Genomic DNA, 23,441 nt, shown 5'->3' on the forward strand with positions numbered 1-23,441 from the left:
CTCAGCTTCCGACCTTGGGTGTGGCCGTGGTTTCCGGTTGCGGCCACCGGATGGCGAATCCGTTGGTGTAACGAAGGTCGGCGTAGGCGAAACCGCTGTGCCGACCGGCGACGAGTTGTGGGTAGACATCGAGGAAGCGGGCCAGACGGCGATCGGCCTGCTCGCGGTCGCCGATAACGATTTCGGCGCCGCTCTCGGTCGTAACGCTCCAGCTGCCGCGCTCGCTGAGGCTGACGCCGACGATCGACAGGCCTGTCCTGCCTTCGAACGATTTCTGTGCCTGTGCGTAGAAGCTCACCACCTCGGCCAGACGCGAGTCCGGTCCACGCAGCCGCGGCAGGTCGCCCATCTGATCGGCGCCCGGCGCGTCGAAGACGAGCCCCTGGCGGCTGATCAGACGGTCCTCGTTCCAGCGCGCGAACGGCTGGCGCTCGTAGATGCGTACCAAAAGCGTGTCGGGCCAGCGCTTGCGCACTTCCACCGACTCGACCCACGGCAGCGCACCGATCGAATGACGCACGGTTTCCAGATCCGTCGCGAAGAAGCCCTTGCCGAGGCTCGGCAGCACGGCGCTGCGGATCTGTTCGGCGCTGACGTGCGCGAACTCCGCTTCGACCTTGAGCTGCGTCACCGGCCAGCGGCCGACGGCAAACCAGCCCTGCATCACGCCGACCACGGGCAACACCACCAGTGTGATGGCGATTCCCCAGGCGACCAGACGCGTGGCAGCGGAACCCTTCATGCGCGGGCGGCCTCCCGTTCCATCGAGGTTTCCAGCACGCGCCAGCACAGGCCCGCATAGTCGAGGCCCGCGACGGCGGCAGCCTTGGGGACCAGCGAATGCGAGGTCATGCCGGGCGCCGTATTCACTTCGAGCAGCCAGTTCTTGCCATGGCGATCGCGCATGACGTCGACGCGGCCCCAGCCGAAGCAGTCGAGCGCGTCGAAGGCCTGCAGCGCGAGCGCGCGCATGGTGTCCTCCGCTTCGCCCGACAGGCCAGGCACGATGTACTGGGTGTCTTCCGCCACGTACTTGGCGTTGTAATCGTAGTACTCGCCCTTGGGCACGATCTTGATGGTGGGCAGCACTTCGCGACCCAGGATGCCGACGGTGTATTCGCCGCCCTCGCTCGCATCGCCCTCGATCAGGGTTTCCATCAGCATGTCGCCGGGATAGCGGCGCGCCAGTTCGACGGCGGCATCGAGACCGGCTTCATCGAACACACGCGTCACGCCGACGCTGGACCCTTCCCATGCCGGCTTCACGATCAGCGGAAAGCCGACGTCACGAGCGGCGGCGTGCACGTCCGCACCGCGCGGCAGCGCCTTGAACTTCGGGGTCGGCAGGCCGAGTGCGATCCACACCTGCTTGGCGCGGACCTTGTCCAGCGACAGCGCCGAACCGAGCACGCCGGAGCCGGTATACGGCACGCCGAGCGACTGCAACGCGCCCTGCAACTCGCCGTTCTCACCACCCGCGCCGTGCAGGATGTTGAACACGCGTGCGAAGTGACCCGCGCGCACCGCGTCGAGCAAGGCCGGGATACCGTCGATCGGATGCGCGTCGACGCCCAGCGAACGCAGCGCTTCGAGCACGCCGCGACCGGAGTCGAGCGACACCTCGCGCTCGGCGGAGTTACCACCCAGCACGACGGCCACGCGGCCGAAATCGGCGGCGTCGGTGACGATGCGGGGGAAACGGGTCGTGCTCATCACTTGCTTGTCCTCAGGTTGCCGGCGCTGGCCAGCTCGATGGCCGCCGCGCCGATATCGCCGGCGCCCAGCAGCATGATCAGGTCGCCGTCGCGCGCCAGCGCGGACAGCGTGGCGCGAAGGTCGCGCGGATGGTCGACGAGCACCGGGTCGGTCTTGCCACGGGCACGGATAGCGCGCGCGAGGGCCTTGCCATCGGCGCCCGCGATCGGCGATTCGCCTGCGGGATAGACCTCGGTCAGCACCAGCACATCGACCTCGGCCAGAACCTTGGCGAAGTCGTCGAGCAGGTCGCGCGTACGGCTGTAGCGGTGCGGCTGGAAGGCCACGACCAGACGGCGGTCCGACCAGCCGCCGCGCGCGGCGGCGAAGACGGCGGCCAGTTCGCGCGGGTGATGACCGTAGTCGTCGACGAGCAGCGCGCTGCCGCTGTCGAGCGCGATCTCACCGCGACGATGAAAACGACGACCCACGCCTTCGAAACGTGCCAGCGCACGCGCGATGGCCTCCGCTTCGACGCCCAGCTGCCAGCCCACGGCCGCCGCGGCGAGCGCGTTCTGCACGTTGTGTCGGCCTGGCAGATTCAGCGTCACCGGCAGCGCGTCGACCCTGCCCGGCAGATGCAGGTCGAAATGCATTTCGAAGCCGAGCTGGCGAACGTTGGTGGCCGTCACGTCCGCGGCGGCGTTGTCGATGCCGTAAGTGAGCAGGCGGCGCGAGGTGTCTTCCGCGAGCTTCGCCGTCTCTTCGTCGTCGATGCAGAGCACCGCCATGCCGTAGAACGGCAGCCTATGCAGGAAGTCGCTGAAAGCCTTCTTCACCAGCGCGAAGTCGCCCTGGTAGTTCTCGAGGTGATCGGCGTCGATATTGGTGACGACGGCGATGACCGGCGACAGCATCAGGAAGGAACCGTCCGACTCGTCGGCCTCGGCAACCAGGTACTGGCCCGTGCCCAGACGGGCATTCGCACCGGCGGCGTTGAGCTGGCCGCCGATCACGAAGGTCGGGTCGTAGTCGGCTTCCGCCAGCACGCTCGCGACGAGGCTGGTGGTGGTCGTCTTACCGTGCGTTCCCGCGATCGCGATGCCACGACGGAAACGCATCAGCTCGCCGAGCATCTCGGCACGCGGCACCACGGGAATGCGTGCGGCCCGTGCGGCGACCAGCTCGGGATTGTCCTGACGGATCGCGCTGGACGTGACGATCACGTCCGCGCCGTCGATGTTCGACGCCTCGTGACCGACGTGCACTTCGACGCCGAGCTTGGCCAGACGCTCCGTGGTCGTCGAGTGCGCGCGGTCGGAGCCGGACACGCTGTAGCCGAGGTTGGCCAGTACTTCGGCGATACCGCTCATGCCGACGCCGCCCACGCCGATGAAGTGGACACGGCGGAACGAGGTCATGAAATCGTCGTGGGCGCGCAAACGACCGGGCGTCATGCGGAAACCTCCATGCAATGACGGGCAATCGTGGATGCGGCGTCGGGCTTGGCCAGCGTACGGGACGCATTGGCCGCGGAAAGGATCTGCTGGCGGTCCAGCAGCATGTCGTAGAGCAGACGGGCCAGCGCTTCGGGAGAGCCGGCCTGGTTCAGCGCCTTGTCGGCGATGAGGTGAGCGCCACCGGCGTCGACCATCGCGCGCGCGTTCACCGTCTGATGGTCGTCCACCGCATGCGGGAACGGCACGAGCAGCGCTTCGAGGCCCGCGGCGCAGAGTTCGGCCACGGTCAGCGCGCCGGCGCGGCACACCACCACGTCCGCCCACTCGTACGCACCGGCCATGTCTTCGATAAAGGGGACGACGTTGGCCGCGACGCCGGCGTCGACATAGGCCGTGCGCGCTTCGTCGAGGCCGCGCTCGCCGGTCTGATGGACGACTTCAGGCTCGCAGGCCGAGAGATGCGCGTCAGCACGCATGAACGCCAGCGCCTTCGGCACGGCCAGATTCAGGGTGCGTGCCCCGAGGCTGCCGCCGAGAACGAGCAGGCGGGGGCGACCGGCACGACCGTCCATGCGCTGCGCCGGCAGCGGCAGCGCGGCGATGCGTGCACGTACCGGATTGCCGACCCACTCGCCGTTCGGCAGCACGTTCGGAAAGCCGGTGAGCACCTTTTTCGCGAAGCCTGCGAGCTTGCGGTTGGTGAAGCCGGCAACCGCGTTCTGTTCGTGCACGACCAGCGGAATGCCCGCGATACGCGCCGCCACGCCGGCGGGGCCCGCCACGTAGCCACCCATCGAAAGCACACAGGCCGGACGCAGGCGGCGCAGCAGTCTGAGCGAGGCAAGCAGCGCACGCGCCAGCATCACCGGCGCCATCACGCGCGTCTTCATGCCTTTGCCGCGCAGACCACCGACGGCCACCGTGTGCAGGTCGAGGCCATGCGCGGGAACCACGCGGGTCTCCATGCCGCCTTCGGCACCGAGCCACGCGACGGGGACGCCGCGCGAGCGCAGTTCGTCGGCCACGGCAAGGCCGGGGAAGATGTGGCCACCGGTACCGCCGGCCATGATCAGCACGGGGCGGCTCATGCGGCACCGCCATAGGCCGCCGAATCCGGCACGGCATTGGCCGGCAGGCGCACGGCGGTCTGTCGCGCGTCTTCGGCGCGGTTGATTTCGAACGTGGCGCGCAGCAGCACACCGACCATCGCGCAGGTCATCAGCACGGACGAACCGCCCGAGCTGATCAGCGGCAGGGTCAGGCCCTTGGTCGGCAGCACGCCGAGATTCACGCCGATGGAGACCATCGCCTGGAAGCCGAGCATCAGCGAGATGCCGTAGGCGACGTAACCGGAGAAGCGCTGACCGAGCTCGACGCCCTTCAGTCCCATGTAGAGACCCCGGCCGACAAGCACGATGTAGAGGAAGATGACCGTGACGATGCCCGCCAAGCCGAGCTCCTCGGCGAGCACCGCAAGGATGAAGTCCGTATGCGCTTCGGGCAGGTAGAACAGTTTCTGCACGCTGGAACCCAGACCCACGCCCGTCCACTCACCGCGACCCACGGCGATCAGCGCCTGGGTCAGCTGGAAGCCGTCGTTGAACGGATCTTTCCACGGATCGAGGAACGAGGTGAGACGCTTGATGCGGTAATCCTCGGCGGTCGCCGCATAAATCAGGGCGGGAACCAGGGGCGTCGCCAGCACGAGAAGGTTGCGCATGCGCGCACCCGCCAGCCAGACCATACCGACCGTGGTCGCGACCACCAGAGCCGCCGAACCGAAGTCGGGCTGTGCCAGCAGCAACAGCACGATGAGACCGGCCACGGCGACCGGCTTGACCACGCCGAACAGGTCGTACTCGACGCCTTCGCGGTGACGGACCAGGTAGCTCGACAGGTAGCCGACGAGGATCAGCTTCACCGCCTCGACCGGCTGGAAGCTGGTGACCAGCAGGTTGACCCAGCGACGTGCGCCGTTGATGCGCATGCCGAAGACCGGCAGGAACACCATCAACAGCATGATGATGCCGACCAGCAGCAGCAGGAAGCTGTGCTTCTCGAGCGTCTTCAGTTCCGTGCGCATCGCGGCGGCGGCCAGGCAGCCACCGAGCACGAGAAACACGAGATGGCGCTTGAGATAGTAGAAGGCGCCCTGATGCGAGCCGTCGGCCACGGCGATCGAACTGGACGTGACCATGATCACGCCCAGCGTCGCGAGCGCGAGCGCAGCCAGGAGCAACGGGAGATCGAAGCTCCCGCGGGGACCCTGGCGGCGTTTGGCCTGCTTGTTTCCGAAGCCGAACATGATGGCTTAGCGCACCTTCAACGTAGCGAGACCGATGAGCACCAGCACGACGCTGATGATCCAGAAACGGACGATGACCCGCGGCTCGGGCCAGCCCTTCAGTTCAAAATGGTGATGGATGGGCGCCATACGGAAGATGCGCTTGCCGCGCAGCTTGAAGCTGCCCACCTGCAACATCACCGAGGCGGTCTCCATCACGAAGACGCCGCCCATCACCAGCAACACGATTTCCTGACGGACGATCAGCGCGACGCAACCGAGGGCGGCACCGATGGCCAGCGCGCCCACGTCACCCATGAAGACCTGGGCCGGGTAGGTGTTGAACCAGAGGAAGCCGAGCCCCGCGCCCGCCAGCGCGCTGCAGAAGACCGCAAGCTCACCGGCGCCCGGAATCGCCGGGATTCCGAGGTATTCGGAAAACAGCTTGTTACCGGCGAGGTAGGCAAAAATGCCCAGCGCGCCGGAGACCAGGACGCTCGGCATGATCGCCAGGCCGTCCAGACCGTCGGTGAGGTTCACCGCGTTGGAGAAGCCGACGATGATGAAGTAGCCGACCACCACGAAGAAAATGCCGAGCGGGATCGCCACCTGTTTGAACAGCGGCACGTAGAGTGCGATCTCCGCTGGCAACTGGTGCGTCCGGTAGAGGAACACGGCGGCGCCGAGACCGAACACCGACTGCCAGAAATACTTCCAGCGGCTGGCGAGGCCACGGCTGTCCTTCAGGACCAGCTTGCGGTAGTCGTCGTAGAACCCGATGACGCCGAACAGGACCATCACCGCCAGCACGACCCATACGTAGCGGTTGGACAGATCCGCCCAGAGCACCGTGGCGATCCCCACGGCGAACAGGATCAGCAGACCGCCCATCGTCGGCGTACCGGCCTTCGCAAGGTGCGTCTGCGGGCCGTCGCTGCGCACCACCTGCCCCGCCTTCAGCGCGGCAAGCTTGCGGATCAGCAACGGGCCGAGCAGCAGCGACACGGCCAGCGCGGTGAGCGCCGCCATGATCGCGCGGAACGTGATGTACTGGAAAAGATGCACGGAAGCGAAGTGCCGAGCCATCCATTCCGCCAGTTCAAGCAGCATCGGAGGCTCCTTCAGCGTATTTCTTCAAAGCCGCCACGACCCGGTCCATGCCGGAGGAACGTGACCCCTTCACGAGGCACGTGACGCCCTCATGGATTTGCGTGCAGGCTGCCTCGATAAGCGCTTCCTGCGTGGCGAAATGTTGTGCACCCGGACCGAACGCCTCGACCGCGGCGGCACTTTTCGGCCCCGTGGCCAGCAGCCGCTCGATACCGCGGCGGTGGGCGAGCTCGCCGATACCGGCATGCAGCTTCACGGCCTCGGGCCCGAGTTCGGCCATATCGCCCAGCACCAGCCAGCGCTCGCCCAGGGCGAGTGCCAGCGTGTCGATCGCCGCGGCGGCCGAGCCCGGATTCGCGTTGTAGCTGTCGTCGATCAGTGTCCAGCCACCCGGCATCGGTTCCAGGTTCAGACGGCCGGCGACAGGCGGCACCTGCTCCAGACCTTCGACGATCTTTTCGACGGGAACGTTGAGCGCCGTCGCGATCGCGGCGGCGGCCAGCGCGTTGGCCACGTTGTGACGGCCCGGCAACGGCAGGTGCACGTCGCCGTCGCCATGCGGCGTGGACAGGACGAAATGAGTGCCGTCAATGCGCTCTTCGACGATGTCGGCACCGATGTCCGCACGATGGTCGAGCGCGTAGCGCAGCACGCTGCGGCTGCCGGCCAGGTTCGTGAAGAAGCCGGCGAAGCGCTCGTCATCCGCGTTGATGATGGCGACGCCATCGGCCGGAAGCGACCGGTACAGCGCGCCCTTGGTTTCGGCGACGCCTTCGATCGTGCCCATGCGCTCAAGATGCGCGGGCGCGATGGAATTCACGAGACCGATATCGGGCCGTGCGATGGCAGCGAGGTAATCGATGTCGCCCGGCTTGCCCGCACCCATCTCGAGCACGGCGTACTCAGTGTCTTCCGGCATCGCCAGCAGCGTGAGCGGCATGCCGATCTCGTTATTGAAGTTACCGGCATTGACGTGGGTACGACCGTGACGCGACAGGATGGACGCGGTCAGCGTCTTCACCGTCGTCTTGCCATTGGACCCGGTGATACCGACGACACGCACATTGCCGCGTGCGCGAGCGGCGCTGGCGAGGTCGCCGAGGGCGGCCTGCGTATCGTCGACGATGACCTGCGGAATCGGCGCGTCGACCGGACGCGTCACCAGCGCGGCGACCGCACCTTTCGCCGCGGCCGCAGCGACGAAATCATGCGCATCGACGCGCTCGCCCGGCAGCGCCACGAACAGGTCGCCGGCCTTGAGGGTGCGCGTATCGATGGAAAAACCCGTCACCTCGACATCGGCGCCATGCAGGCGGCCGCGGGTCCAGAGGGCGACGGCGGACAGGCGCATCATGCGCGGGCTCCTTTCTTGCCGGAATCCATCGCCTCGCGGGCGACGGCGAGATCGTCGAACGGGCGTTTGCCGTCCGGACCTTCCTGATAGGTTTCGTGACCCTTGCCGGCGATCAGCACGACGTCGTCGGCCTTCGCGTCGGCGAGCGCCAGCGCGATAGCCTGCGCGCGGTCGCGCTCGACCATCACGGTCTCGGGGTGAATGAGGCCGGCGACGATCTGCGCGACGATGACGTCGCCGTCCTCGCTGCGGGGATTGTCGTCGGTCACGATGACCACGTCGGCCAGACGCTCGGCGATACCGGCCATGATCGGGCGCTTGCCCTGATCGCGGTCGCCACCGGCGCCGAAGACGCAGATCAGCTTGCCCTTGGTATGCGAGCGCAGCGCCAGCAACGCCTGCTTCAGCGCATCCGGCGTGTGCGAGTAGTCGACCACCACCAGCGGCTTGCGGCCGTCGCCACCGAGGCGGCTCATGCGGCCGTTGACCGGTTGCAGGGATTCCAGTGCGGCGTGGATGCGCTCGAAAGGTTCGCCCAGCGCGCCCAGCACCGCCGCGACGGCGAGCAGGTTGGCCACATTGAAGCGACCCAGCAGCGCGCTGCGCACGGTACGCATGCCCCACGGCGTATTGAGGTTGAACGACAGTCCCCGGGCCGAGGTCACCACGATATCCGCGCGGACTTCGGCGTCTTTCGCGGTGCTGTCGGTCGCCATCGAGGTGCGCAGCTTCGCCACGGATTCGGGCAGGCCCTTCGCCAGCTTCGCGCCGAACGGGTCGTCCACGTTGATCACCGCGGCGCCGAGACCGTCGAAGGCGAACAGACGGGCTTTCGCCGCGCCGTACGCTTCCATCGTGCCGTGGTAATCGAGGTGATCGCGGGTGAGATTGGTGAACACGGCGATGTCGAACGCGATGGCGTTGACCCGGCCCTGCTCCAGGGCGTGCGAGGAGACTTCCATCGCCACGTGCGTCGCGCCGGCGTCACGGAATTCGCCGAGCAGCGCCTGCATGCTGATGGCATCGGGCGTGGTGCGTTCGCCTTCCGCGATCGCACCGTGCAAGCCCGCGCCGAGGGTGCCGACGGTCGCGGCCTTACGGCCAAGGAACGTCAGCGCCTGTGCGATCAGCTGTACGGTCGAGGTCTTGCCGTTGGTGCCGGTCACACCGATGACCTCGAGCGCGGCGGATGCATTGCCGTGAAAACGCGCGGCGATCGGGCCGGCCTTGTCGCGCAGCTTGTCGACCGCGACCACCGGTATGCCTGCGTCGACCGCGTCGAACGGCGTCTCGGCCAGAATGACGGCGGCGCCCTGCTCGACGGCCTTTGCCGCGAAGTCGATGCCGTGACCCTTCGTGCCACGCAGGGCGACGAAGGCCTGGCCTTCGACGATCTCGCGCGAGTCGAGTGAAAGGCCGGAGACGACGATTTCGCCGGCACCGGAGGCGTCGGCGAAACCGTCGAGCAGTTCGGCGAGGGTCAGGGTCACGGGACCACCTCTTCCGCCGCGCTGTCGTCCGCTTGCGGCGGTGGCGCGTTGGCCGTGCCGATCAGGCCACCCTGGCTCGGGCCGCCGACATACCAGCGACCGACGTTGTCGGGCGGAATGTCGAGCAGGCGCACCGCGCCTTCCATCACCTGAGCGAAGGCGGGGCCGGCGACGGAGCCACCGTAGTAATGACCACCCTGCGGATCGTTGATGACCACCACGGTGACCAGGCGCGGGTTGCTCGCCGGAATCATGCCGACGAAGAGCGAGATGTAGTTCTTCGCGAAGTAGCCCCCGACGGAGAACTTGTGCGAGGTACCGGTCTTGCCGGCCACGCTGTAATTGGCGACCGAGGCGAACCCGTAGCCCGTACCGCCCGGCTGCAACACCGTCTCGAGCATGCGCACGAGCTCGTGGGCGATCTCCGGCGTGATCACCTGGGTCGGGGGATTGTCCGCACCCTTGATGAAGCTCGGCGCGCGCAGCGCACCGCCGTTGGCGATACCGGCGTAACCCGTGGCCAGCTGCAGCGGGGTCACGCTGAGGTTGTAACCATAGGCCATGCGCGATTTTTCGATCGGCTTCCAGGTGCGGCTCACCGGCAGATAGCCCGCGGCTTCGCCCGGGAACCCGCTACCGGTGCTGTTGCCGATACCGAACGACTTCCACATCGAATAGAGGAAGTCGGTATCGAGCGTCATCGCGATCTTCGCGGCACCGACGTTCGACGACTTGGTGATCACACCGGTCGGGGTCAGCGTGCCCCAGTTATGGGTATCGCGTACCGGGTGGCCGCCCATCATCCAGGTGCCCGGCGAGGTCTCGATCAGCGGCGAGGTCGGCGTGTACTTGCCACTGGTCAGCGCCGCGGCCATGGTGAACGCCTTCATGGTCGAGCCCGGCTCGACCACGTCGGTGACGGCGCGGTTGCGGCGATCGTTGGGCGTGCTGCCGCGCACGGCGTTCGGATTGAACGACGGCAGGTTGGCCATGCCGAGCACTTCGCCGGTGTGGACATCCATCACCACGATCGAGCCCGAGTCGGCCTTGTTCTTTTCCAGAGCGTCTTTCAGCGCGCTATAGGCGAGGTACTGGATGCGGCGGTCGATCGACAGCGTGATGTCGCGACCCGGTTGCGGCTCGCGCACCAGCTCGACGTCTTCCACCACATGGCCCATGCGGTCGCGGATCACGCGCTTGGCGCCCGGTTTGCCGGACAGCCATTCATCGAACGCCAGCTCCAGACCTTCCTGGCCGTGGTCATCGATGTTGGTGAAGCCGAGGATGTGGCTGTTGACCGCACCCGACGGGTAATAGCGTCGGTATTCGCGCTGCGACGAGATACCCGGGATCTTCAGATCGACGATCGCCTGCGCGTCTTCCGGACGCAGCTGACGAGCGATGTACATGAATTCCTTGTCCGCGCGCTGCTCGATCTTCTGCTTCAGATCGTCGGCGTCGACGTGCAGGGCCTTGGCCAGCTCAGGGATGCGGTCGGCGTTCTCGAGTACTTCGGGCGGGTTGGCCCAGATCGAGGCGACCGGGGTCGACACGGCCAGCGGCTCGCCGTTGCGATCGAAAATCGTGCCGCGGGACACGGCGATGGGCATTTCGCGCAGGAAGCGCGCGTCACCCTGGTCCTGATAGAACTGCTTACGCACGACCTGCAGGTCGAACGCGCGCACGACCAGACCCGACGCGGCGACACAGAGCAGCGCCACGACGACGGTCATGCGCTTGCGCGGGCTCGGGCCCTGACCGCGACGGCGGCTGGGCACGACGGGCTTGCCGTAGCGCGCCTTCATCGGCGCACCAGCTGGATGTCCTGCGGCTTCGGCGTGAACATGCCGAGCTTGCCGCGGGCGTCCGCATCGATGCGGCTGGGTTCGGCGTAGGTGGCCTGCTCGAGTTCGAGGCGACCGTATTCCACGCCAAGGTCGTCCTTCTGGCTCTGCAGACGGGACAGTTCGACAAAGAGCACGCGGCTCTCGTGGCGCGTCCACACCACCCCGATCGCGCTGGCGATGACCGCCAGCAGCAGGATCGAGAGGCAGATCGCGCCGAAGACCTTCATGCGAGCTTCTCCGCGACGCGCAGCACGGCGGAGCGCGACCGCGGGTTCGCGGCGACCTCGGCGTCGGACGGAAAAATCGCCTTGCCCACCGGCTTGAGGCGGGCCAGCTTCGCCGCCGCGGGCGGTCCGCGACGACTGCCCTGCACGCGACCTTCGTGGGCACGAATGAACTGCTTCACCGTGCGATCTTCCAGCGAATGGAAGCTGATCACGGCGAGGCGGCCGCCCACGTTGAGCAGGTCGAGCGCGGCGTCCAGGCCACGCTCGACGGATTCGAGTTCCGCGTTCACGCGGATGCGCAGCGCCTGAAACGTGCGCGTGGCGGGGTTCTTGCCTGGCTCGCGGCGACCGACGCAACCGGCGACGAGGTCGGCCAGCTCCGCGGTGCGGGTGATCGGCGCGGTCACGCGGCGCTCGACGATGGTCCTGGCGATGCGGCGGCTGAAGCGCTCTTCGCCGAAGCGCCAGAGCACGTCGGCGATCTCGGCTTCGTCGGCGTCGGCCAGGAACTCGGCGGCACTGATACCGCGCGTGGTGTCCATGCGCATGTCGAGCGGCGCGTCGGCCATGAAACTGAAGCCGCGGCTGCGATCGTCCAGCTGCGGCGAGGACACGCCGAGATCGAGCAGGATACCGTCGAGACCGCCTTCGAGCGCGGGCCACTCACCCATCGTGGCGAAGTTGTCGTGGCGCAGGGTGACACGCGGGTCGGTGGCGAGACCGGCTTCGGCGACGGCGATGGCCGAGGGATCGCGATCCATGAGGAACAGGCGGCCTTCATCCGAGAGACGGGCAAGGATCGCCGAGGCATGACCCCCACGACCGAACGTCCCATCCAGATAGCGCCCGTTCTCGCGCAAGGCGAGGCCCTCCACCGCTTCGTCGAGCATCACCGGGATGTGTACATCGACCCCCGCCATCGCCACATCCCGCTCCCGTTTCACCAGCACCTCGAATTAGTTCGTCGTCACAACTGCAGTTCCGCCATGTCGTCGCTGATGTCGTCCTCGCCGATGGTCTGGCGGATCTTCGCGAGGTGGGCCTGTTCGCTCCAAAGCTCGAACTTGTTGCCCATCCCCAGCAGGATGGCTTTTTTCTCCAGTCCGGCCGCCGCGCGTTGGCTCGATGGAAGGAGGATGCGGGCCGCTCCGTCGGGTTCGACGATGGCCGCGGCACCCACCAGTTTCATCTGCAATGCCCGATGGACGGCCTTGACGCTGGGGAGCGCATTGACCTGGTCGCGCACCTTCTCCCATTCCGCGTACGGAAAGATCCAGAGGCAACCGGTATCGAAAGGGTTGTAAGCGATCACCAGACGGTTCGCGCAGGCGTCGGCCACCAGATCCCGATACGAGGTCGGGATCGTCAGACGACCCTTGTCGTCGATCGTGATGGCTGTCTCACCTTGGAACATTGTCTGCAGTCCGCCCCACTGAATCCCACGATTTCACACTGGGGCCCACGATAGTCTCGGGTCCTGAGACTGTCAAGGAAATTTTTCTTGTGAATCAAGGAGAAAGCTCACGTTCATCACCAATTCCAGCCGTTTCTGAGGAAGGGGCGGGAGGTGGTTGAATCGTTGAGGTTTTTTGCGAATGAGTCCGGGATTTCAGACGTCTGCGAAATGTGAAATCAGGGGTGGGGCTGAACTCACGTTCACCGAACTCGCCGTCGACGTCCGTGACGAGGCCGCAAAGACAGGTGGGAGCGACATTCGTCGCTCCCACACCGCTCAAGAAGAGAAGGAGTCGGCCTGTAAGCCGGGTTCTGTGCGTCTTGCGACGTGACAGTCATTCTTCTCGGCCTGGCGTCACCGCCAAGCTCCAGCAACCTACCCGGGGACGACGCGGGCAACGTCATAGTCCCCTTATTTGGTCTTGCTCCGGGTGGGGTTTACCGTGCCATGCGACGTTGTCCCCGCACGCGGTGCGCTCTTACCGCACCCTTTCACCCTTACCTGATCCCCTTGCGGGGCCATCGGCGGTCTGCTCTCTGTTGCACTGGCCGTCAGCTCACGCTGCCCAGGGGTTACCTGGCACCCTGCCCTATGGAGCCCGGACTTTCCTCGATACGCCCGAAGGCGCGACGCGACTGTCCGGCCGACTCCACTTCCGATTATAGCCGGAACGGGACGGTTACAATGTCCGGCCCTGCTCACCGGATGCACCGATGTCCCAGCCCCGTCCCGGTACGCTTCATGTCGTCGCCACCCCGATCGGTCATCGCGACGACATCAGCGCGCGCGCCATCGAAACGCTGCGCCGGGCCAGGGTCATCGCCGCCGAGGACACCCGCCACACCCGGCCGCTGCTGCAGCACCTCAACATCGATACGCCACTGGTCGCACTGCACGACCACAATGAGCGCACGGCAGTGGATGGCCTGGTGGAGCGCATGCGCGGCGGCGACGATGTCGCCCTGGTCTCGGATGCCGGGACGCCGCTGATCAGCGATCCGGGGTTCCGTCTTGTGCGTGCCGCCCGCATCGCCGGCCTCCGGGTCAGTCCGGTCCCGGGCCCCAGCGCGGTCATCGCCGCCTTGTCGGTCGCCGGCCTGCCCAGCGACCGCTTCGTCTTCGAGGGATTTCTCTCCGCGAAAGCGGGCGCCCGCCGCTCGCGCCTGGCGGAACTGGCCGGCGAATCGCGCACGCTGATCTTCTATGAGTCGTCGCACCGCATCGTCGAGTCGCTCGAAGACATGCGCGACGCGTTCGGCGCGGATCGCGAGGCCGTGGTGGCCCGGGAGCTGACAAAGATGTTCGAGACCGTGCTGGGTGACCCGCTCTCGGCGCTGGTGGAGCGCGTGTCAGCCGATCCCAACCAGCAGAAGGGCGAGTTCGTGGTGATGGTCGCCGGTCGGGAAGCCGGCGAGGACGAACGCCTCAGCGAGGGACTTCGCGTGTTTGCGATCCTCAAGGACGAATTGCCTCCGGCCAGGGCGGCGAAGCTGGCGGCCGCGATCACCGGCGCCCCGCGCAAGGCCCTCTACGGCGCCTGACCGGACGCGCCTCACGCCGGCCTCGCGAAACGATGGGCTATGATCCGAGCGTTTCAGCGCCGGAGGGCGCCGACGTGCCTATCAAGGAATTATTTGCGATGCGACCGATCCGTGCCTCGACCCTTGGCCTCCTGCTCTGCGCCGGCCTCGCCGGCTGCGTGACCCAGGGCGGCGTCCAGCAACACACGACCGCGCCCACCGGCGAGGCGACGCAGGCGGCGCAGGCCCTGTACATCAAGGGACAGTTCGATCAGGCGGCTCAGGCTTACCTGGCGCTGGCTGCGCAGGACAGCGATCACCGCGACTATTACAAGCTGCTGGCCGCCGAGTCGTACCGCCAGGAAGGCGCCCTCGATCGCGCCGCACCGGTCGTCACGGACATCCGCCGCTCGCGCCTCGAGGGCGAAGACTCCCTGCGCTTCGATGCGTTACGCGCGGAGATCGCACTGAAGAACAACGACCCGACGACCGCCCTGTCGCTGACCGGCAAGCCGTCGTCGCACGTCTCGCCCCAAGTCTCGCAACGCCTGGCCGAATTGCGCGCACGGGCTCAGGCCGCGTCGAACGATCCGTGGAGCGCCGCGCAGACCCGTGTCGAGCTCGACGGCCAGCTGCACGGCATCGACCGGGAACAGAACCGCCAGCAGATCCTCACCCTGCTCACCGGCCTCGGTACCCAGCCCCTCGCCGAGCGTGCCGCGGCATTGCCGGCGAACGATCCGATGAAACCCTGGGTGTCGGAAGCGCAGTCCCAGCTCGGCAGCGTTGACCGCTCACCGGCGGTGCTCGATCAGGCCGTCGGTACGGTCAGTGGCGAGAAGGGCGTACGCGAAGGCTATAAGGTGCCGACCAAGGTCGCGCTGCTGCTGCCCCTCAGTGGCCCGCTCGCCGGTGCGGGCGCCGCCATCCGCGACGGCTTCTTTACCAATTACGTCGATGCGAGCCGCACGGGTGCGACGCGTCCGGACGTCGCGGTCTACGATTCGGGCAACGATGCGGCGCATGCCGTCGCCGCCTACGACAAGGCGGTCGCCGAGGGCGCTCGCTTCGTCGTCGGCCCGCTCAATCGCGAAGGCGTGTCGGCCATCTTCGCCAAGGGCGCCCTGCCCGCACCGATGCTCACGCTGAACTACCCGAGCGACAACAAGAACCTGCCGCCGTCGGGTGCCAACGAGTTCGGCCTGCTGCCTGAAACCGAGGGCGCGCAGGTAGCCGACCACATGGCCGACCGCGGCATGAAGACCGCTACGTCGATCGTCTCCACCGACGATTTCGCACGCCGCGCCGGCAACGCCTTCCGCGCCGAGTGGCAGGCGCGTGGCGGCACCCTGGCCGGCCAGATCACGCTGGACTCCGGCAGCATCGATTTCGCGTCGCAGTTGTCCGAACCGGTTGGCCAGGATCCGGCCACCAGCGGCGTCTTCATCAGCATGAAACCGCAGCAGGCGCGTCTGCTGATCCCGCAGCTGCGTCTGGCGAAGAACAACCTGCCCGTCTTCGCGACCTCGCACGTGTACGGCGGCAGCGACGACCCAGCGGCCGATCGTGACCTGGAAGGCGTGGAGTTCTGCGACGCGCCGTGGCTGTTCGACGCCCAGCCGGGCCTCGCCCGTCGCAGCGAGCTGAATGCGGCCGTGCCCGCGACGCGCGGCGTCACCGCCCGCCTGTTCGCCTTCGGCATGGATGCCTGGGGACTGGTGCCCTATATCGACTGGATGCGTGGTCATCCGGGCAGCTACCTGCCCGGCGCGACCGGCCAGCTGGTCGCGGATGAGTTCGGTCGCGTCCGTCGCGTACTCATCTGGGCGCGCTTCGCCGACGGCGTCGCCCGCCCGGTCGCGGGTAGCCTCGAACTCGAAGCGCCGGCCACGGCCCCGAACGTCGAAAGCGGCGGGGGCTGATTCCCACCGGCGCGAACAGGGAGGTTCGCGTGACCACGACGAAGAAGACCACCGAGCGCCGCGCCACCGGAGACCGTTTCGAAGGCGCGGCGTTGTCGTTTCTGCGGGAGCGCGGACTACGGCTGGTCCGCTTCAACTTTCTCTGCCGTCACGGCGAGATCGACCTCGTCATGCGCGACGGCGAGACCCTCGTTTTCGTCGAGGTACGCTATCGGCGCAGCGCCGCGTTCGGCGGCGCCGTCGGCTCGGTCACGGCCGCCAAGCGACGCAAGCTGATCAGCGCCGCGCATCTCTGGCTGGCCTGGCATCCGCACGATGCGCGCAGGCCATGCCGGTTCGACGTGCTGGCGTTCGAGGGCGACGGGATCGAGTGGATTCCGAACGCCTTCGAGCTCTGACGCATCGTGGACCGGACCGGCCTCAGGCCGTCGCGAGAAACGCCTCACGCCCCATCGTCGCCAGCTCCGCCACCGAGTCGATCGTCATATCCGGCGGCGTCTCCTCGAGATCCGCGCCGGCCGCGGCCGCGTAATGCCCCTGCCTGACGAATACCGTGGTGACCTTGTCGCCCAGCAGCTTCTTGAGCGCTACAAGGATGCGCGGCTTGTCGTCCACCATCACGTAGTGATCGGCCGGATAGCGCCGCTGCATGTCGTCGAGCATCTCTTCTTTATGGATGTAGATCAGCACGTCCTCGCGGAACGCCTCCCACAATCCCGCGCGGCGGATCTTGCGCGGCTGAAACACGGTGTCGCCGTCGGACATGATCACCGGGCGACCGATCGTGCGCAGGTGATCGATCGCTTCGAGCACGCCGGGAAAACGACGTGCCTCGAAGGGGTAGTCGAGCAGGAAGAACGACAGATCCATATAGGCCATGTCGCTGTCCTGTCCGCGCAGGCGCTGCAGCGCACCGAGGTAGTCCGCATAACCGACCTGCTTGCGGATCTCCTTGTCGATCGCGTTGTACCGATCGCGGCCTTCGGCCCCGAGACGTTCTTCGAGGCGCGCGGCGAGATCCGCGCCGAAACGGTCGTTGTCGATCAGGGTGTTGTCGACGTCGAAGAGAAATACGAGGGAATCGTGGGTGGACACGGTGGATCCTTGCACGGGTACGTTGTCCGCTATATGGGGACGGTCATTGTGATTCGAAGGCCGGCTGGTGCGATTGGCCTGGTGTGCTTTTGTGAGCGCGATGGCGCAAGCCGCGCCCTCAGGCCCGACGCGGCGGCACCAGCGAAAGTCTCTTCGCTCCCGAGGCTTTGTGCGGTGCCAGCAAACGCTCGATCTCGTCAGGCGGCAGCGGGCGTGAGTAGAGGAAGCCCTGCCCTTCCTGGCAACCCGCTCGCAACAGGAACTCGTGCTGGGCTTCGGTCTCGATGCCCTCGGCGATCGTGTGCAGGTCGAGGCTGCGCGCGATCGCCACCATGGCTTCCGTAATCGCCACATCGTTGCCGTTGGCCGGCAGGCCGGTCACGAAGGAGCGGTCGATCTTCAGATAGGCGACCGCCGGCAGCTTGAGGTAGGCCAGCGACGAATACCCCGTGCCGAAATCGTCGATCGCCACGCCGACGCCAAGGCTGTGCAACGACTGCATGGAGCGCTCGGTGTCTTCGCCCAGCCGCAGAATCGCGCTCTCGGTCAGTTCGATGAGCAGGCGCTGGGGCGCGATTCCCGTATCGAGGAGCGCCTGGCTCACACCGGGCAGGAAGTCCGGATGGCCGAAGGAACTTGCCGACACATTCACCGCCATGCGCAGCGGCGGCAGTTTCGCGTCATCCCAGTGTTTCAGCTGCGCGCACGCGGTTTCCAGCACCCATTGATCGATCTGACGGATCAGGCCGAGGTTCTCGGCGATCGGGATGAACTCATCCGGCGGCACGTTGCCGCGTTCCGGATGGCGCCAGCGGATCAGCGCTTCGACGGCCACGATGCGGCCGGTCTTCATCTCGACACTGGGCTGGTAGGCCAGCGTAAACTCCTTGCGGACCAATGCCTGGCGCAGCTCGGAAGCCAGTTTGAGCCGGCGCCGCGCGTCCGCGTGCATCTTGGGCGTGTAGAGCCGCAAGGCATTGCGCTCTTCGGTCTTGGCCACGTACATCGCGGCGTCAGCGTTGGCGATCAGGGTGACCGCGTCGTTGCCGTCCAGCGGGTAACCGGCGATGCCGATACTCGCGCTGACGAACAGCTCGTAATCGCCCAGGTCGAAGGGCTTGGCCAACGCCGCCAGGACGGCCTCGGCGACGGCGAGCGCCTCCTCGCGCGAACGCAGGTCGGCGATCAGCACCGTGAATTCGTCGCCGCCGATGCGGCCTGCCACGTCGTGCGGCGCCAGCTGGGCGCGAATGCGCTCGGCCACGCGCATCAGCAGCGCGTCGCCGGTCGCATGGCTGTAGCTGTCGTTGATGACCTTGAAGGCATCGAGGTCGACGAACAGTACCGCGACCGCACCGCGTTCGTGGGCCGCGCGGGTGATGGCCTCCGCGCAGCGGCGCTCGAACTCGGAGCGGGTGACCAGGCCGGTCAGCGGATCGTGGGTCGCCATGTGCTGCAGACGTTGCCGGTCGGCTTTGCGTGCCGTGATGTCGGAGACCACGGCCACGTAGTGCTGCGGCCGGCCTTCGCTGTCGCGGATGGTGCTGATGCTCATCAGCTCGGGATACGTCGTGCCATCCGCACGGCGGCTCTCCACCTCGCCCAGCCAGTTGTCGCCGGCGGCGATATCGTCCCACAGGGTCTGCGGCAACGGACGGCCGTCGGGCAACGTGCGGGTGGCGTCGAAGCGCGTGCGTCGCAGCGTCTGCACGGGCATGCCGGTGAGCTTGGTGTGCGCGGCGTTCGCCGAGGTCACGCGGCGGTCCGCGTCGGCGATGATGACGCCCTCGGCGATGCTGGCCAGCGCTTCGGAAGCGATTCTGCGCTCCTGCTCCATCGCTACGCGATCGGAGATATCACGCACGATGGCCTGAGAAACCTGGCGTGAGCCCCAGACCACGAGGCTGCTCTGGGTCTCCACGGGACGCACGCTGCCGTCGCCGTTGCGCAGCATACCGGCGCCGGCATGGGGTGAGCCATCGACGAACAGGCTGGCCAGCTGGATGCCGATCAGTTCGCCCGACGGACATCCCACCCACGCGGCGGCGCGGTGGTTGGCGTCGAGGATCCTGCCGGTTTCCTCGTCCACCATGAAAATGGCGTCGGCGGCGCTGTCGAACAGGAGGCTGTAACGTTCCTCGGTGCCGCGGATGCCGACGAGGATGCGCTGAGCCATGCGCAACCAGAGAAGCGAAGCCAGCGCGGCCACGCCCAGCACGGTGAAGAACAACACCTTGCCAAGCCAGGAGGCGCCGTTGGCGATATAGAGGGAGAACGCCTTGGTGCGCGGCTCGACGTAAGTGTTGAGCGCAGCGATACGGCCGCGCTCCTCGTCGAGCAGGGACGGGGACGGTGTGCCCGACGCGTAGGCATGCTCGAGGCGACCGGCGATCTCGTCGATTTCGGCAAGACTGGCGTCCACCGAACGCCACTCGGCGATCGCTTCGCGGACGTAGGGCATGCCGTCGAAGTAACGAAAGATGAAGACCATGCCGGAAATGGCCTCGGGGATGACCCCGCCGCGGGCAAATCCGTCTTCGACGGCCGCCTGTTCGTAGCGACCGCTGGCGATGGCGTCGCGGGAACTGCGGTCGGCCATCAGGACGGCGAAATTGCGCCGGTAAGCGGCAAGATCGCCGGGGCGGCCGTGCGCCGCGTACTCGTCGAGGTCGATCACGGCCTGTTTCTGAGCCTTTGCCCAAAGACTCTCGCCGTTGAGAAAACCGGCGAGAGTCACCTGGGTCTGCAGGGCAACCCACGTCAATGCGAGAACGAGGCCCACGACAGCGACGAGCGCATAGGCCAGCGGCCTGAGGCGTCTCGACAACGGTTGTGGGTGAATGGTCTCAACGCGACGCATCGCTTCCTCGGATCTCGTACTTACGTGATATTGCGCCAGAAGATGCCCAACATGCGAGTTACGCGGCAACCTCGTTCAACGTGCGGACGAGAGCCGGGGCATCCATGCACCGGTCGAGCGTGATGCTCATGCCGATATAGCTGCGACGGACACATTCCTTGATGTGCTCGATCTGATCCACCGGTGGATTGGTGCCCAGGATGGTGCAGACGATTTCGAGCGCCTCCCACGGATGGGTATCGTCATACGCGGCGTGAAGCTGAAGCCAACGCAGGCCGGCTTTGCGGCCCGAAATCGGCAGGCTTTCCGCATAGGCCTGGCTGTCATAGATAATCTGCGACCAATCGCCGGTCGCCCCCTCCACCGCATAGTTGGTCGCGGCGATGCTGGCGGCCAGCGAGTCGTCGCGGCTGACCTCTTCGCACCAGTTGGCCAGCGCCTGACTGCCCTTGGGGGGTTCCGCCGTCAGGACGTCCTCGCGGGACACGCCCGCCGACTCCGCCCAGTTCAGCCAGTACTCGGCGTGGTTCTGTTCCACGCGGATATTCCGCACCAGCCAGCGACGGGCGAGGTCGTCGCCCGGGCTGCGGCCGTAGCGGGTCTTCAGCAGGCTGTGCGACATGTACCCCGGGAACCGCTCGATGACCGGCCAGACACCGATCATGAAGTTGCGCGTGGTCACCGGGTCGAGTGTGGCCGTCTTCATCGCATCCCACATGGGATGGCTGACGATCTGCCGCCGCGCATCCTCACAGGACGACACCATGTCCTGTGCCCAGAGCGGATAGCTGGCGATGTCGGTCTGCGAGCCGGTGAGTTCGAAACGTGCGTTCATATAGATCTCCCTAAAGATCTGCTGCCAATTGAAGGTCCGGGCGAGCCCGGGCGACCCGCGGCCCACCCATGCCGACCCCGTTGCGGGGCCGGACAGTCATTAGGGCATATCCCCCGGCAGCCTTCGTGGGGCGTGACGCCACGGCCACGCCTAGTCCATCGGTCATGGACACAAGTGATGGCGCGGGGGCTATCGTGGCCTCCCCTCTTCAATGGACGCGCCCCATGGCTACGATTCACCGGATTCTCGCGACCGCGATTTCTTGCGGACTCGCTTCCTCGGCGGCCCTGGCGGCCGATCCCTCGGGCATCGACCTGAAGGGCATCGACCACGCGGTACAGCCCGGTGACGACTTCGACGGATATGCCAGCGGCGCATGGAAGAAAACCGCGGTCATTCCCGCCGACCGCGCCAGCACGGGTGTGTTCCTCGAAGTCTTCCAGAAGGCCGAGAAGCGCAACGCGGAACTGATCAAGGCCGCGGGCGAAGGCAGCCCTGCCGCCGGCAGCAACCAGCGGCTGATCGCCGACTACTACAAGGCCTACATGGACGAGGCGGCGATCGAGAAAGCCGGCCTGGCGCCGTTGCAGCCCGCGCTCGGTGCGATCGACGCCATCGGGGATAAAGCCGCCCTGTCGACGGCGCTGGGAGCACAGTTGCGCGCGGACGTCGACCCGATCAACGCGACAAACCTCGACACCGGCCACCTGCTCGGCCTGTTCGTCGCGCAGGGCCTCGAGGATCCTTCGAAGAACATGCCGTACCTGCTGCAGGGCGGACTGGGCATGCCCAACCGCGATTACTACCTGAAGAATGACAAGGACATGGTGGACGCCCGCGCGAAGTACGCCGCGTACGTCGAAGCGCTGCTGCGGCAGGCCGGCACGCCCGATGCCGCCGGCAAGGCGAAAGCCATCGTCGCACTGGAAACGAAGATCGCACAGGCCCAGGAATCCATCGTCGACAGCGAGGACATCCACAAGGCGAACAATCCCTGGCCGCGCAGCGCGTTCGCGTCCCGGGCGCCAGGTATCGACTGGGACGCCTATTTCAAGGCGGCAGGCCTCGACGACCAGCCGACCTTCATCGTCTGGCAGCCGGCCACCGTGACGAAGTTCGCGGCGTTGGTCGCCAGTGAACCGCTGGATACGTGGAAGGCGTGGCTGCGCTTTCACACCATCAACGAAAATGCCTCCGGCCTGTTGCCGAAAGCCTATGACGACCTCGCCTTCGGCTTCTACGGCAAGGTGCTGACCGGCACACCGAAACAGCGGGACCGCTGGAAGCGGGGCGTGGGCCGGGTCAATGTCGATCTCGGCGATGCCGTGGGTCAGATCTACGTCAAACGCTATTTCCCCGCTTCCTCGCGTGCCGAGGTCGAGGACATGGTGAAGAACATCCTGAAGGCGTTCGATGCCCGCGTGGATACGCTGGAATGGATGTCGCCGGCCACACGACAGAAGGCCAAGGCCAAGATCGCGACGATCAAGGTCGGCGTCGGCTACCCCGATACCTGGCGCGATTATTCGAAGCTGGAGATTCGTCCCGACGACGCGCTGGGCAACCATCAGCGCGCCACGCTGGCTGAGTACCGCCATCAGGTCGCCAAGCTGCACCAGCCGGTGGATCGTGCCGAGTGGTGGATGACCCCGCAGACGGTAAACGCGGTCAACCTGCCGTTGCAGAACTCGCTGAACTTCCCCGCCGCCATTCTCGAAGCCCCGTTCTTCGATCCGAAGGCCGACCCCGCGTCCAATTACGGTTCGATCGGCGCCGTGATCGGTCACGAGATCAGCCACAGTTTCGACAACACCGGCGCCGAGTTCGACGCACAGGGGCGCCTGGCCAACTGGTGGACCGATGCCGACCAGAAGCATTTCAAGGATGCCGGTCAGCGCCTCGTCGAGCAGTTCAACCAGTACGAACCGCTGCCGGGCCTGCATATCAACGGCCAGCAGACGCTGGGTGAGAACATCGCCGACCTTTCAGGCCTGACCATTGCCTATGCGGCATACAAGGAAAGCCTGGGTGGTAAACCCGCACCGGTCATCGACGGCCTCAGCGGCGATCAGCGATTCTTCCTGGCCTTCGCGCAGTCGTGGCGGACCAAGACCCGTGACGCGGCGCTTCGTGCCCAGGTGATCGGTGACGGTCATGCGCCGGGTGAGTTCCGTGCGCAGACGGTGCGTAACCTCGACCCCTGGTACGACGCGTTCCAGCCGAAACCGGGGCAGAAGCTGTATCTGGACCCGAAGCAGCGGGTGAAGATCTGGTAAGGCGATAAGG

General features: G+C 66.5%; 19 protein-coding genes and 1 other RNA gene. 4 read left to right on the forward strand and 16 right to left on the reverse strand.

The features are described from left to right. Position 1: 1 nt before the first annotated feature. From FA87_RS15515 to rnpB, 13 genes are all read right to left on the reverse strand, one after another. Entirely contained in the window at positions 2-742 is a 741-nt protein-coding gene (locus FA87_RS15515) for a cell division protein FtsQ/DivIB (RefSeq protein WP_036110469.1), read from the reverse strand. Further along, entirely contained in the window at positions 739-1,713 is a 975-nt protein-coding gene (locus tag FA87_RS15520) for a D-alanine--D-alanine ligase (protein WP_036110468.1), read from the reverse strand. Before FA87_RS15520 ends, FA87_RS15515 begins: the two co-directional genes overlap by 4 nt. Further along, positions 1,713-3,152 carry a UDP-N-acetylmuramate--L-alanine ligase gene (murC, locus tag FA87_RS15525; protein ID WP_043695767.1) on the reverse strand — a complete coding sequence of 480 codons (1,440 nt, stop codon included), beginning with the start codon at positions 3,150-3,152 and terminating at the stop codon, positions 1,713-1,715. The genes FA87_RS15520 and murC overlap by 1 nt, the downstream gene beginning before the upstream one ends. Then, a complete protein-coding gene (murG, locus tag FA87_RS15530) occupies positions 3,149-4,243 on the reverse strand; it encodes an undecaprenyldiphospho-muramoylpentapeptide beta-N-acetylglucosaminyltransferase (RefSeq protein WP_036110464.1) in 1,095 nt (364 codons plus the stop codon). The genes murC and murG overlap by 4 nt, the downstream gene beginning before the upstream one ends. Further along, entirely contained in the window at positions 4,240-5,460 is a 1,221-nt protein-coding gene (gene ftsW / locus FA87_RS15535; protein WP_036110462.1) for a putative lipid II flippase FtsW, read from the reverse strand. Before ftsW ends, murG begins: the two co-directional genes overlap by 4 nt. A gap of 6 nt (positions 5,461-5,466) precedes the next feature. After that, the gene (gene mraY / locus FA87_RS15540) at positions 5,467-6,549 is read right to left on the reverse strand and encodes a phospho-N-acetylmuramoyl-pentapeptide-transferase (RefSeq protein WP_036110460.1); all 1,083 of its coding nucleotides are present in this window, start codon (positions 6,547-6,549) and stop codon (positions 5,467-5,469) included. Then, positions 6,539-7,903 carry a UDP-N-acetylmuramoyl-tripeptide--D-alanyl-D-alanine ligase gene (gene murF / locus FA87_RS15545; RefSeq protein WP_043695770.1) on the reverse strand — a complete coding sequence of 455 codons (1,365 nt, stop codon included), beginning with the start codon at positions 7,901-7,903 and terminating at the stop codon, positions 6,539-6,541. The genes mraY and murF overlap by 11 nt, the downstream gene beginning before the upstream one ends. Further along, positions 7,900-9,393, reverse strand: coding sequence for a UDP-N-acetylmuramoyl-L-alanyl-D-glutamate--2,6-diaminopimelate ligase (locus FA87_RS15550; protein ID WP_043695772.1), 1,494 nt, complete (start codon positions 9,391-9,393; stop codon positions 7,900-7,902). Before FA87_RS15550 ends, murF begins: the two co-directional genes overlap by 4 nt. Then, positions 9,390-11,198, reverse strand: a complete 1,809-nt coding sequence (locus tag FA87_RS15555; RefSeq protein ID WP_036110451.1) for a penicillin-binding protein 2 — start codon at positions 11,196-11,198, stop codon at positions 9,390-9,392. The genes FA87_RS15550 and FA87_RS15555 overlap by 4 nt, the downstream gene beginning before the upstream one ends. Continuing rightward, positions 11,195-11,467 carry a cell division protein FtsL gene (gene ftsL, locus FA87_RS15560; protein WP_043695774.1) on the reverse strand — a complete coding sequence of 91 codons (273 nt, stop codon included), beginning with the start codon at positions 11,465-11,467 and terminating at the stop codon, positions 11,195-11,197. Before ftsL ends, FA87_RS15555 begins: the two co-directional genes overlap by 4 nt. Then, positions 11,464-12,387, reverse strand: coding sequence for a 16S rRNA (cytosine(1402)-N(4))-methyltransferase RsmH (gene rsmH / locus FA87_RS15565; RefSeq protein WP_043695785.1), 924 nt, complete (start codon positions 12,385-12,387; stop codon positions 11,464-11,466). Before rsmH ends, ftsL begins: the two co-directional genes overlap by 4 nt. Positions 12,388-12,434: 47 nt before the next feature. Then, complete coding sequence (mraZ, locus tag FA87_RS15570; protein WP_036110446.1) at positions 12,435-12,881, reverse strand: division/cell wall cluster transcriptional repressor MraZ; 447 nt, start codon at positions 12,879-12,881, stop codon at positions 12,435-12,437. A gap of 326 nt (positions 12,882-13,207) precedes the next feature. Further along, positions 13,208-13,574: RNase P RNA component class A (gene rnpB, locus FA87_RS20110), an RNA gene on the reverse strand. 62 nt (positions 13,575-13,636) lie between these two features. Between rnpB and rsmI the strand changes: the two genes are divergently transcribed. The 3 genes from rsmI (at position 13,637) to FA87_RS15585 (ending at position 16,763) form a co-directional block, all read left to right on the forward strand. Then, positions 13,637-14,464 carry a 16S rRNA (cytidine(1402)-2'-O)-methyltransferase gene (rsmI, locus tag FA87_RS15575; protein ID WP_043695787.1) on the forward strand — a complete coding sequence of 276 codons (828 nt, stop codon included), beginning with the start codon at positions 13,637-13,639 and terminating at the stop codon, positions 14,462-14,464. 98 nt (positions 14,465-14,562) lie between these two features. After that, positions 14,563-16,365, forward strand: coding sequence for a penicillin-binding protein activator (locus tag FA87_RS15580; protein WP_043695790.1), 1,803 nt, complete (start codon positions 14,563-14,565; stop codon positions 16,363-16,365). A 29-nt stretch (positions 16,366-16,394) separates the two neighbouring features. Then, positions 16,395-16,763 carry a YraN family protein gene (locus FA87_RS15585; protein ID WP_043695792.1) on the forward strand — a complete coding sequence of 123 codons (369 nt, stop codon included), beginning with the start codon at positions 16,395-16,397 and terminating at the stop codon, positions 16,761-16,763. 22 nt (positions 16,764-16,785) lie between these two features. Here the strand turns inward: FA87_RS15585 and FA87_RS15590 are convergent, their stop codons facing one another. The 3 genes from FA87_RS15590 to FA87_RS15600 all read right to left on the reverse strand — a co-directional run bounded on the left by FA87_RS15590 (position 16,786) and on the right by FA87_RS15600 (position 21,155). Continuing rightward, complete coding sequence (locus tag FA87_RS15590) at positions 16,786-17,460, reverse strand: HAD family hydrolase (RefSeq protein ID WP_036110435.1); 675 nt, start codon at positions 17,458-17,460, stop codon at positions 16,786-16,788. Positions 17,461-17,578: 118 nt separating this feature from the next. Further along, complete coding sequence (locus FA87_RS15595) at positions 17,579-20,320, reverse strand: EAL domain-containing protein (RefSeq protein WP_043695795.1); 2,742 nt, start codon at positions 20,318-20,320, stop codon at positions 17,579-17,581. 58 nt (positions 20,321-20,378) lie between these two features. Then, positions 20,379-21,155 (reverse strand): iron-containing redox enzyme family protein, encoded by a 777-nt coding sequence (locus FA87_RS15600; RefSeq protein WP_043695798.1) that lies wholly within the window; start codon positions 21,153-21,155, stop codon positions 20,379-20,381. Between the two features lie 224 nt (positions 21,156-21,379). Between FA87_RS15600 and FA87_RS15605 the strand changes: the two genes are divergently transcribed. Next, a complete protein-coding gene (locus FA87_RS15605; RefSeq protein ID WP_036110423.1) occupies positions 21,380-23,431 on the forward strand; it encodes a M13 family metallopeptidase in 2,052 nt (683 codons plus the stop codon). The last annotated feature ends 10 nt before the right edge of the window (positions 23,432-23,441 follow it).

It is taken from the genome of Luteibacter sp. 9133, from assembly GCF_000800155.1.
GTDB lineage: Bacteria > Pseudomonadota > Gammaproteobacteria > Xanthomonadales > Rhodanobacteraceae > Luteibacter > Luteibacter mycovicinus.